The organism is Rhizobium sp. LARHSG275, assembly GCF_052871115.1.
In genome coordinates, this window is the sequence record NZ_JBIXJN010000030.1 from 57,178 (window position 1) to 67,395 (window position 10,218).

Here is a 10,218-nt window from a genome sequence, read left to right on the forward strand (position 1 = left end):
GAAGACATCCGGGGATAGCTACATGGCCGATGCTCACCAGAAGAATCACGACTATCACATCATCGATCCGAGCCCGTGGCCGATTATCGCTTCGCTCGGCGCCTTCCTCATGGCGATCGGCGGCGTCTGCTACATGCGCTACCTGAACGGCGGTTCGTTCAAGGTCGCCGGTGCCGAGCTCGCCAATCCCTGGCTCTTTTATATCGGCTTCGCGCTGGTGCTCTACGTGATGTATGGCTGGTGGGCCGATACGGTGAAGGAAGCCCATGAGGGTGCCCACACCCGCGTCGTCTCGCTGCATCTGCGCTACGGCATGATCATGTTCATCGCTTCGGAAGTGATGTTCTTCGTCGCCTGGTTCTGGGCCTATTTCGACGCCAGCCTGTTTCCGAACGAGGCGATCCAGGCCTCGCGCCTGGCCTATACCGGCGGCGTCTGGCCGCCGAAGGGCATCGAGGTTCTCGATCCCTGGCACCTTCCGATCTATAACACCGTCATCCTGCTCCTGTCGGGCACGACGGTCACCTGGGCGCACCACGCGCTGCTGCACAACGACCGCAAAGGCCTGATTCAGGGCCTGACGCTGACGGTGCTGCTCGGCGTGTTGTTCTCCTCCGTCCAGGCCTATGAATATGCCCACGCGCCCTTCGCCTTCAAGAATTCGATCTACGGCGCGACCTTCTTCATGGCGACCGGCTTCCACGGATTCCACGTCCTCGTCGGCACGATCTTCCTGGGTGTCTGCCTGATCCGCGCGCTGCGCGGCGACTTCACCCCGAAGCAGCATTTCGGCTTCGAGGCGGCTGCCTGGTACTGGCACTTCGTCGACGTCGTCTGGCTGTTCCTGTTCTTCTGCATCTACGTCTGGGGCGGCTGGGGCGCACCCGTCGCAGCCGGCTGATCGGAACGATAGTCAAACAAAAGGCGGGCCTGGTGCCCGCCTTTTTTGTTGGTGGGGTCCGCGACAGCCCGCACCTTTTCGGAGACCAGAGGGACGCGCCATCCGGGCGGGCGAGGAACGGAGAGGCTCCGGCATGTCTCCTCTTCTCCCCAGCGGGGAGAAGGTGGCCCGAAGGGTCGGATGAGGGGGCCACACGGCACGCCCTCTCATCTTAACTATCCGCTATGTCGACGCGAATGCGTTCGAATCCGCATGAATATTGTTGGAAAGACCGGCTTCGCCGGCCCCCTCATCCGCCCTACGGGCACCTTCTCCCCGCTGGGGAGAAGAGGGATTCGAGACGCTGCGGCATATCCCCTTCGCTCCCTTTACGGGGAGAAGGTGGCGGCAGCCGGATGAGGGGCGCCATCGGCAATCTCTTCGGCCGAGGTAAGGGCTCCGTGCCCGCTTTTATCGCCTCAGCGCGCCCCGGCGATCCGTTCGAAGGCCGAAGGCGCGGGAATGCCGAGATCCAACTGGTGGCGGATCGCTTCGGCGCATTCGAGCGGCGTCAGCACCGACGTATCGACCTCCATATCGTAGATGCCGGGGCGATGAACCTCATCCTGCCAGCGTTGCACCGGTTCTGGAACGGGCACGTCCTCCGTGGCGCTGAGATAAAGCGTCTCGCGCCCTTCCTGGGCAATGTCGCGCCGCTGCATGATCGTCTCGATCGGACAGCGCACGCCGACGAACAGCACTGGAAAGTCTTCCAGTCGCCGGGCGCAATCGCCGAGGATGCCGAGCGGCCGCGAATAGCTGTCATGGTGGCCGAGATCGGCGATGACATTGAGCCCCAGGCTGGCATGGATGGCGATCGATTCGTAGAGCGCCGCATAAAAGAACGGCACCAGTTCCTCCAGGTCCGGCCGCTCGCCGCCTGGCCGCAGTCCGATGCCCGGCAGATAACGCTTCGGTGTCATGGCATTGTAGCCGTCGACGCCGAGGTTGATCCACGGTCCCTCGAATTCGTCCTGGATTGCGCGCGCAATGCTGGATTTGCCGCTCCGCGGCGCGCCGTTCAGGATAATGATCTGTACGGAATGGCTATCATCGGTCATCAGTTCTTCTTCTGTTTGGCGCGAATCACTCGGCGGAGACCGCGCAGGCCTTTCCATCCGGGATGCAAATACTTTATGGGAGAGTTAAGGCAGCGTGGAGCGCCTAAAAGGAATTGCCATGAACGAGGACAGCGCCCATTTTCCCCCCATCGATCCGGTGAAGACCGGCATCAAGGGCTGCTGCCCGCGCTGCGGCCAGGGCAAGCTCTTCGATGGCCTGCTCGGCGTGAAGCCGCGCTGTGCTGCCTGCGGCCTCGATTATTCCTTTGCCGATTCCGGTGACGGCCCGGCCGTCTTCGTCATTCTCATCGTCGGCTTCATCGTCATCGGCATGGTGCTGTGGCTGCAGGTGAATTACGGGCCGCCGATTTGGGTGCATATCCTGCTCTTCGCGCCGCTGACGATTATCCTGTCGCTGCTGACGCTACGCTGGTTCAAAGGCATCCTGATCGCCATGCAATACCGTCATAATGCCCGCGAAGGACGCCTGAGTGACTGATATCGACCATGCCGCGCCGCGCCGCCGGCTGCCTGTCTTGACCGGCATCCTGGTGCTGATCGCCCTTGCCATCCTGATTTCGCTGGGCACCTGGCAGGTGGAGCGCCTGCACTGGAAAGAGGGCCTGATCGCCGATATCGCCGCGCGGCAGGCAGCAGCCCCCGTGCCGCTCGCCGACATCGAGGCAATGGCGGCTGCAGGCGGCGACATCGAATACCGCAAGGTGACCGCCACCGGCCGCTATATCAACAACAAGGAGCGGCACTTCTTCGCCACCTGGCGCGGCCAGACCGGCTTTTACATCTATACGCCGCTGGAGCTTGCCGACGGGCGCATTCTCTTCGTCAATCGCGGCTTCGTTCCCTATGACAACAAGGAGCCGGAAACGCGCATGCAGGGCCAGCTGACGGATCAGCAGACCGTCACCGGCCTGGCGCGCGAAAAGCTTCCCGGCAAGCCTTCCTGGGTGGTGCCCGATAACGACGTCGCCAAGAACATCTTCTACTGGAAGGATCTTGACGTCATGGCCGAGAGCGTCGGCCTCGAGAAAGCGAAGGTCATTCCCTTTTTCGTCGATGCCGATTCCACCCTGAATCCGGCCGGCCTGCCGATCGGCGGCGTTACCCAGGTGGATCTGCCGAACGACCATCTGCAATATGCTTTCACCTGGTACGGGCTGGCCGCGGTGCTCACCGCGGTGGTGGCGATCTCCTGGTTCCGCAAACCCGGCACGCAGCCTCGGCAATAGTATCGCTTCAATTCCCGGTCATATTGGGCTAGAGGTCGCTTATCCCGACGCGGTACGGAATTTTGACGGAACAGACATGAATATTGCGGCGAAACCTCCTTTGACGATCCGGCTCTGCGGGCCGCGCGGCTTCTGCGCCGGCGTCGACCGCGCCATCCAGATCGTCGTGCTGGCGCTGAAATCCTATGGTGCGCCGGTCTATGTGCGCCACGAGATCGTCCATAATCGTTATGTCGTCGAAGGGCTGGAGGCCAAGGGCGCCGTCTTCGTCGAGGAGCTGGACGAGATCCCGGCCGAACATCGCGCCCAGCCGGTGGTCTTCTCCGCCCATGGCGTGCCGAAATCCGTGCCGGAGGATGCGGCAAGCCGCAACCTCTTCTATCTCGACGCCACCTGCCCGCTGGTCTCCAAGGTCCACAAGCAGGCGATGCGCCACAATCGCCTCGGCCGCCATGTCGTCCTCATCGGCCATGCCGGCCACCCCGAAGTAATCGGCACGATGGGTCAACTGCCGGAGGGGTCGGTTTCGCTGATCGAGACGATCGAGGACGCCGACGCCTATATTCCCACGGACCCCGATAATCTCGGCTATGTCACCCAGACGACACTGTCCGTCGACGACACCGCCGGCGTCATCACCCGACTGCACGAGCGCTTCCCCAACCTGACGGCGCCGGCAGCGGACTCGATCTGTTATGCGACGACCAACCGCCAGGAAGTGGTGAAGCAGGCAGCTCCGGGCTGCGATCTCTTCATCATCGTCGGCGCGCCGAATTCATCCAACTCCAAGCGCCTCGTCGAAGTGGCGCTGAGGGCAGGGGCGAAGAAATCGATCCTCGTGCAGCGCGCCGCCGAGCTCGACTGGGACGAGATCGGCACGATTTCGACGCTCGGTCTCTCCGCCGGCGCCTCGGCACCCGAGGTCATCGTCAACGAGATCATCGAGGCTTTCCGCGCCCGCTTCGATGCCCGCGTCGAACTGGCCGAAACGGTGCAGGAAACCGAAAACTTCCTCGTCAACCGCGAACTGCGCAGTATCGAGCTGACGGCAGCAGACATGGCCTTCGTCAACGGCTAGACCGGCCTTCGGCCTAGCGTCCACTCCGGCAAATCCAATATCAACAAGGCATGAAGGCGAGACCTCACTTGGCAGTCTATACCGATATCGCCGAAGACGATCTGAAGTGGTTCCTGACGGAATATGACGCAGGCACGCTGCTTTCCTACAAGGGGATCGCCGAAGGCGTCGAAAACTCCAACTTCCTGCTTCACACCTCCAAGGATCCGCTGATCCTGACGCTCTATGAAAAGCGCGTCGAAAAGAGCGATCTGCCTTTCTTCCTCGGCCTGATGCAGCATCTCGCAGCTCGCGGCCTGTCCTGCCCGCTGCCGCTGCCGCGCCGGGACGGCGCGCTGCTCGGCTCGCTGTCTGGCCGTCCGGCGGCGCTGATCTCCTTCCTCGAAGGCATGTGGCTGAGAAAGCCGGAGGCCAGGCACTGCCGCGAGGTCGGTCGGGCGCTGGCCAAGATGCATGTGGCCGGTGATGATTTCCAGTTGAAGCGGGCGAATGCGCTGTCGATCGACGGCTGGCGGGGGCTGTGGGAAAAATCCGAGGCGCGCGCCGGCGAGGTCGAGCCCGGCCTGCAGACCGAGATCCGCAGCGAACTCGATTTCCTCTCCGCCGCCTGGCCGAGTGGCCTGCCGGCCGGCGTCATCCATGCCGACCTCTTCCCCGACAACGTCTTCTTCCTCGGCGACCAGCTCTCTGGCCTGATCGACTTCTATTTCGCTTGCAACGACCTGCTCGCCTATGACGTCTCGATCTGCCTGAATGCCTGGTGCTTTGAGAAGGACGGCGCCTATAACATCACCAAGGGCACGGCGATGCTCGAAGGTTACCAAAGCGTCAGGCCGCTGAGCGATGCCGAAATCTCAGCCCTGCCGGTGCTGTCGCGTGGGTCCGCGCTGCGGTTCTTCCTGACCCGGCTCTATGACTGGCTGATGACGCCTGAGGGCGCCATGGTCACCAAGAAGGACCCGCTCGAATATCTGCGCAAGCTGCGGTTCCACCGCCAGATCAAATCGCCCGCCGAATATGGATTGAGCCTATGAAGCACGTCGATATTTTTACCGACGGCGCATGCTCCGGCAATCCCGGCCCCGGCGGCTGGGGCGCGGTGCTGCGTTATGGCGATGTCGAAAAGGAGCTTTGCGGCGGCGAGGCGGACACGACCAACAATCGCATGGAGCTGCTGGCGGCGATCTCGGCGCTATCGGCGCTGAAAAGCCCTTGCGAGGTCGATCTCTATACCGACAGCGCCTATGTCAAGGACGGCATCTCCAAGTGGATTTTCGGCTGGAAGAAAAACGGCTGGAAGACCGCTGACAAGAAGCCGGTGAAGAATGCCGAACTCTGGCAGGCGCTGGAGGCGGCCCGTGATCGCCACAAGGTGACGCTGCACTGGGTCAAGGGCCATGCCGGCCACCCGGAAAACGAACGCGCCGACGAACTCGCCCGCCGGGGCATGGAGCCCTTCAAGAAGGGCAAGGCGGTTTCGTTTTAAGTCAGTTCGGCTCCTCGGCTCCTGACGGATGAGAGAAGAATGCGGCGCCGCCACACGTCTCTTCTCTCCAGCGGGGGGTCCGAAGGACGGGTCGAGACCTGTGGCTCGACCCCGGTCGGTGCCGGCAGGCGGTTGAGGGGGTGAGCGGCGAAGCCGCGAATGCGCTGAGCGTTAGCAAAGGGCAATGAATGGTCTGCCGTGCGGCCCCCTCATCCGACCCTTCGGGCCACCGACCAGGGTCGAGCCGCGGGTCTCGACCCGTCCTCCGGACCCCCGCTGGGGAGAAGAGGGAGCACACAGCGCGCCCGAACCTCTTTCAAGCCGCCTGCTGCCGCTGCGGCGCCGTCGCGGCACCCTGGATCAGCCGGTGCAGATATTCGAGCTTTGCCACAACAGGCGAAGACAGCACGAAGGGGTAGGAGTCGGGCTGGCCCATGCTGCGCTGGATGGCGTTGATCGCGATGCTGAGCGGCACCCAGGCGCTGACCAGCTGTTCGGCGCTTCTTGCCCGGTAAGGGATGAAATCCACCTCGCCAGATATTTCCTCATGGCCGCTCGGATCGATGGCGATGCCGAAGGCGCGCGCGGTTTCGAGCGTATCGACGATATGGAGGTAATGCGCGAAACATTCGGCGAAATCCTCCCAGGGGTGCGAGGCGGCATAGGCGCTGATGAAATTATCCTGCCATCCCAAGGGCGCGCCGCCGGCATAATGGGTCTGGAGGGCTGCTGCATAATCCTGCCGTTCGTCGCCGAAAACGGCGCGGAAATCGGCAAGGCCGCCCCGATCGCGCACCAGCTTGTTCCAGATGAAATGGCCGGCCTCGTGGCGGAAATGGCCGAGCAGCGTGCGATAGGGTTCGTTCATCGAGCTGCGCGCCTGTTCGCGCGTCGCATCGTCGGCCTCTGCGGCGCGGATGGTGATCAGGCCTTCCTCGTGGCCGGTCATGGCAGGCACGACATAACCGTTGCTCTCGATCGAATCCTCGAGGAAATCGAAGACTAGGCCGCCTTGCGGATCTTGCGCACGATCCGGATGCGGCAGCTTCCAGCGCAGCAGCGAATAAAACAGATGTCGCTGCGCCTGGCTGATGCGCCGCCAGCGATCGATGCCGTCCTGGGTATCGGTGTTCGGAACCAGCCGGTTGTGGCGGCAGGCAACGCAGAATTCGCTCTCTCCGTCACCGTCCACCAGCCAGTTGCAGATGTCGAGGCCGGCATTGGCGCAGAAGCGGACCTCGCGATCGGGATTGGAAACGAGCTGCCAGAGCGTCTCGTCGCACGGCTCCAGCGCATGCATGGCGAGATCGCCGGGCAGGAAACCGAGGCGATGGTTGCAGCGCACGCATCGACGGTTGTCGAAGTGGACGACCTGATCGCAATTGTCGCAGGCAAAAAGCTTCATTGGGTCTATCTCTGCAGAGCATGAGGGTGACGGACTAAAAATGCCTGCCGCGTGAGGGCGCGACAGGCATGGTGATAAAGGATGAGCGTCTACTGCGCATTCCTTAAATCGGAAGCACAGCGTCCTTTGCTCGTCTTATTGCTGTCGCTCAGAGCCGGTCGACGGCGCCCTTGAGCTTGTCCTTGACCTTGCCGGTTGCGACCTGTCCCTTGCCCTTGGCTTCCTGGACGGCGCCCTTGGCCTTCATGTCGCGATCGTCCGTCGCCTTGCCGACGGCCTGCTTGGTCTTGCCGGCAATTTCATTTGCCTTGCCGGAAATCTTGTCGCTGGTGCTACCCATCTGTGATGTCTCCTTGGTTGGCATGGGCTTTTTGTCCATGCTCGCCGAATGAAACGTCACTCTCGGCTATTCGTTCCCGCTGCCGCCAGGTCAGCGACCGTCAGGCCAGCCTCTCAAGCATGGCCGGCTTCGGCCGACAGCATAGCAGCGGTCACGCCCATGCCGGCGAGCGCCCGCTCGTATTTGTCGTCGAGGCTGCGGTCGAAGATCAATTCCTCATTGGCCGGGCAGGTGAGCCAGCCATTGTTGACGACCTCGTTTTCGAGCTGGCCGGCCGCCCAGGAGGAATAGCCGAGCAGCATTGTCGCCCGTGTCGGTCCGGCGCCCTTGGAGATGGCGCGAACGATGTCGAGCGTCGCCGTCAGGCAAATGTCGTCGCTGACGGGGATCGAGGAGTCGCTGGCATAATCGTCCGAATGCAGCACGAAGCCGCGGCCGCTTTCCACCGGGCCGCCGGTCTGGATCGGGAAGTCGCGCGCGCGCTTCGGCAGCACGATCGAATCTTCCTGCTTGATCATGTCGAGATGCAGCAGCACATCGGTGAAGGTGAGGCTCTGCGGACGGTTGATGACGAAGCCCATGGCGCCGGCATCCGAATGCGCGCAGATGTAGATGACGGTGCGCGCAAAATTGCGGTCTTCCATGCCCGGCATGGCGATGAGGAACTGGCCATCGAAGAAGCCACGTTCCCGTCTGTTCTTCAGCGTCGATAAGGACATCGTTCCTCCTGCTGCTAGACCGCACCAAGGCCTCGACAAGAGAAACATGGGCCAATGTCACACATCAATCAACTGAAAATGAAGATTTAAATCGCCGCGACTTGTGGCGGCCAAACAGCATTTTCGGTAAACCTTTGTTCCATGATGATTATTTCCTCAGGCCCGCGCGGGCTTTTAATCGCGCTTGTGTCAGTGGTCGCAGCCCTTGTGCCGTTTTATTCCGCCCGTGCGGAAATGAGCGCCTGGGCGGACAATGAGGGCGGCCGCATGCGCCTGGTGGCGGTCGCGCCCGATGCCGGCGGCAAAATCCGCGCCGCCCTTCAGATCGAGCCGAAACCCGGCTGGATCACCTATTGGAGAGAGCCCGGCGGCAATGGCATTCCGCCGCAGATCACCATCGCGGCGGAGAGCGGGGTCAGCCTCGATGCCATCGCCTATCCCGTTCCGAAGCATTTTTTCAACGGCACGGTCGAGGATATCGCCTATGACGCACCGGTGACGCTGCCGCTGTCGCTGACGGTGGCCGGCAAAGGCCCGGTCGCAATCGACGCTTCCGCCTTCATCGGTATCTGCAAGGATATCTGCATTCCCTTCCAGGCGAATTTTCAGCTGAAGCTTGGCCCCGCGCTCCAGTCGCACCCGCAAGAGGAGTCAATCCTTCAGGCTGCCGATGCGAGCCTGCCGAAACCGCCATCGCCGGATTTCGGCGTGACGGCGCATGCGATGTCGCCCGACAGGAAGAAGCTGTCCTTGACACTCGTCTTGCCCAGCGGGGGCTCGGGCGGGGGCAAGGGCGCGCCCGATATCATCGTCACCGGCCCGAGCGGCCATGCCTTCACCAAGCAGATCGCCGGCAAGCGCGACGGCGCCGTCTTCAAGGTCGACGTCGCTATCGGCAAACTGCCTGAGAATTACGACCTATCCGGCGAGCACTGGGGCGTGCTGGTCATCGATGGCGAAAGGGCGATGGAGACCACTCTTGCCTTTCAATGACCGGGTCTTATAGTCGCCGCAGATCCCGTGCGGCGCCCGCTGCCAAGCAGAACCCAAAGCCAGAACTCCCAAAGCCGGAACCAAGGAGAAGACCATGACCATCGCGATCGGCGACAAGCTTCCTGCCGCCACCTTCAAGGAAAAGACGGCTGACGGCCCGGTCGAAATCACCACCGATCAGCTCTTCGCCGGCAAGCGCGTCGTGCTCTTCGCCGTGCCGGGCGCGTTTACACCCACCTGCTCGCTGAACCACCTGCCGGGTTATCTCGAAAACCGCGACACCATCCTTGGCAAGGGCGTCGACGACATCGCCGTCGTCGCCGTCAACGACTGGCACGTGATGGGCGCCTGGGCGCAATCATCAGGCGGCATGGGCAAGATCCACTTCCTCGCCGATTGGGATGCCGCCTTCACCAAGGCCGTCGGCCTCGACGCCGACCTCTCCGCCGGCGGCCTCGGCCTCCGCTCCAAGCGTTACTCGATGCTGGTGGAAGACGGCGTCGTCAAAGCCCTCAACGTCGAGGAAAGCCCCGGCCAGGCCACCGTCTCGGGTGCTGCCGCGATGCTGGAACAGCTCTGAGCGTTAGAGAAAGTCTGCCCCTCACCCTAACCCTCTCCCCGTAAAAACGGGGCGAGGGGACGTGCCCTGCGAGAGGTTGCGGCTATCTCCCTTCGCCCCGCGAGCGGGGAGAAGGTGCCGGCAGGCGGATGAGCGACTATCTGGGTTGTCAAGTTGCGCATTCGAATTCTCTTCGCGCATCCCGTGCTTTTGCATTGAGAATGACCAGCAGTTTTCGGGCGAGCGCAATGCAGATAACCATTTTCGGCTTGCCAGCGCTCTGCAACCTTTGCCTGAAGGCAGCCAAATGCGGATCGTACCTGGCCGCGGTGGCGGCGACCAGGAACAGGATGCCACGCGGTCCGGAGCGCCCGCCGCGCACCGGCCGGG

Annotated in this window: 12 protein-coding genes and 1 pseudogene; 8 read left to right on the top strand and 5 right to left on the bottom strand. The window is 62.5% G+C overall.

What is annotated here, in order from left to right; translation table 11 throughout:
• Window positions 1-22: 22 nt before the first annotated feature.
• On the top strand, window positions 23-901 hold the full coding sequence (locus ACIPSK_RS29980; RefSeq protein WP_017963115.1) for a cytochrome c oxidase subunit 3: 879 nt from the start codon (window positions 23-25) through the stop codon (window positions 899-901).
• A 458-nt stretch (window positions 902-1,359) separates the two neighbouring features.
• Here the strand turns inward: ACIPSK_RS29980 and ACIPSK_RS29985 are convergent, their stop codons facing one another.
• On the bottom strand, window positions 1,360-2,001 hold the full coding sequence (locus tag ACIPSK_RS29985; RefSeq protein WP_162118295.1) for a chloramphenicol phosphotransferase CPT family protein: 642 nt from the start codon (window positions 1,999-2,001) through the stop codon (window positions 1,360-1,362).
• A 118-nt stretch (window positions 2,002-2,119) separates the two neighbouring features.
• On the opposite strand from ACIPSK_RS29985, the gene ACIPSK_RS29990 reads away from it, so the two are divergent.
• The 5 genes from ACIPSK_RS29990 to rnhA all read left to right on the top strand — a co-directional run bounded on the left by ACIPSK_RS29990 (window position 2,120) and on the right by rnhA (window position 5,812).
• The gene (locus tag ACIPSK_RS29990) at window positions 2,120-2,500 is read left to right on the top strand and encodes a DUF983 domain-containing protein (protein WP_162118294.1); all 381 of its coding nucleotides are present in this window, start codon (window positions 2,120-2,122) and stop codon (window positions 2,498-2,500) included.
• Entirely contained in the window at window positions 2,493-3,248 is a 756-nt protein-coding gene (locus tag ACIPSK_RS29995) for an SURF1 family cytochrome oxidase biogenesis protein (RefSeq protein ID WP_162118293.1), read from the top strand. Before ACIPSK_RS29990 ends, ACIPSK_RS29995 begins: the two co-directional genes overlap by 8 nt.
• A 76-nt stretch (window positions 3,249-3,324) precedes the next feature.
• A complete protein-coding gene (ispH, locus tag ACIPSK_RS30000) occupies window positions 3,325-4,326 on the top strand; it encodes a 4-hydroxy-3-methylbut-2-enyl diphosphate reductase (protein WP_017963118.1) in 1,002 nt (333 codons plus the stop codon).
• A gap of 68 nt (window positions 4,327-4,394) precedes the next feature.
• Complete coding sequence (locus tag ACIPSK_RS30005; protein ID WP_162118292.1) at window positions 4,395-5,360, top strand: homoserine kinase; 966 nt, start codon at window positions 4,395-4,397, stop codon at window positions 5,358-5,360.
• Window positions 5,357-5,812, top strand: coding sequence for a ribonuclease HI (rnhA, locus tag ACIPSK_RS30010; protein ID WP_003545999.1), 456 nt, complete (start codon window positions 5,357-5,359; stop codon window positions 5,810-5,812). Before ACIPSK_RS30005 ends, rnhA begins: the two co-directional genes overlap by 4 nt.
• A gap of 316 nt (window positions 5,813-6,128) precedes the next feature.
• Here rnhA and ACIPSK_RS30015 read toward each other — a convergent pair whose 3' ends face one another.
• From ACIPSK_RS30015 to ACIPSK_RS30025, 3 genes are all read right to left on the bottom strand, one after another.
• A complete protein-coding gene (locus tag ACIPSK_RS30015) occupies window positions 6,129-7,217 on the bottom strand; it encodes a zinc-binding metallopeptidase family protein (protein WP_162118291.1) in 1,089 nt (362 codons plus the stop codon).
• A gap of 148 nt (window positions 7,218-7,365) precedes the next feature.
• Window positions 7,366-7,557, bottom strand: a complete 192-nt coding sequence (locus ACIPSK_RS30020) for a CsbD family protein (protein WP_162118290.1) — start codon at window positions 7,555-7,557, stop codon at window positions 7,366-7,368.
• Window positions 7,558-7,670: 113 nt separating this feature from the next.
• The gene (locus ACIPSK_RS30025) at window positions 7,671-8,276 is read right to left on the bottom strand and encodes a YqgE/AlgH family protein (protein ID WP_017963123.1); all 606 of its coding nucleotides are present in this window, start codon (window positions 8,274-8,276) and stop codon (window positions 7,671-7,673) included.
• 141 nt (window positions 8,277-8,417) lie between these two features.
• Here ACIPSK_RS30025 and ACIPSK_RS30030 point away from each other — a divergent pair, with 141 nt between their 5' ends.
• Together ACIPSK_RS30030 and ACIPSK_RS30035 are read left to right on the top strand one after the other, a co-directional pair.
• Window positions 8,418-9,269 (top strand): protein-disulfide reductase DsbD domain-containing protein, encoded by an 852-nt coding sequence (locus ACIPSK_RS30030; RefSeq protein WP_162118289.1) that lies wholly within the window; start codon window positions 8,418-8,420, stop codon window positions 9,267-9,269.
• Between the two features lie 94 nt (window positions 9,270-9,363).
• Entirely contained in the window at window positions 9,364-9,849 is a 486-nt protein-coding gene (locus tag ACIPSK_RS30035; RefSeq protein WP_162118288.1) for a peroxiredoxin, read from the top strand.
• A gap of 148 nt (window positions 9,850-9,997) precedes the next feature.
• On the opposite strand, the pseudogene ACIPSK_RS30040 reads toward ACIPSK_RS30035, so the two are convergent.
• Window positions 9,998-10,218 (bottom strand): annotated as a pseudogene (locus tag ACIPSK_RS30040) (IS110 family transposase); the annotation flags it as partial.

Excerpts from the sequence above, each read along its gene's own strand:
- ACIPSK_RS30025 (WP_017963123.1), bottom strand. The coding sequence starts at position 8,276 with ATGTCCTTATCGACGCTGAAGAACAGACGGGAACGTGGCTTCTTCGAT.
- ACIPSK_RS30035 (WP_162118288.1), top strand. The coding sequence starts at position 9,364 with ATGACCATCGCGATCGGCGACAAGCTTCCTGCCGCCACCTTCAAGGAA.
- ACIPSK_RS29985 (WP_162118295.1), bottom strand. The coding sequence starts at position 2,001 with ATGACCGATGATAGCCATTCCGTACAGATCATTATCCTGAACGGCGCG.
- ispH (WP_017963118.1), top strand. The coding sequence starts at position 3,325 with ATGAATATTGCGGCGAAACCTCCTTTGACGATCCGGCTCTGCGGGCCG.
- ACIPSK_RS29980 (WP_017963115.1), top strand. The coding sequence starts at position 23 with ATGGCCGATGCTCACCAGAAGAATCACGACTATCACATCATCGATCCG.
- rnhA (WP_003545999.1), top strand. The coding sequence starts at position 5,357 with ATGAAGCACGTCGATATTTTTACCGACGGCGCATGCTCCGGCAATCCC.
- ACIPSK_RS30015 (WP_162118291.1), bottom strand. The coding sequence starts at position 7,217 with ATGAAGCTTTTTGCCTGCGACAATTGCGATCAGGTCGTCCACTTCGAC.
- ACIPSK_RS30030 (WP_162118289.1), top strand. The coding sequence starts at position 8,418 with ATGATGATTATTTCCTCAGGCCCGCGCGGGCTTTTAATCGCGCTTGTG.
- ACIPSK_RS29990 (WP_162118294.1), top strand. The coding sequence starts at position 2,120 with ATGAACGAGGACAGCGCCCATTTTCCCCCCATCGATCCGGTGAAGACC.
- ACIPSK_RS30020 (WP_162118290.1), bottom strand. The coding sequence starts at position 7,557 with ATGGGTAGCACCAGCGACAAGATTTCCGGCAAGGCAAATGAAATTGCC.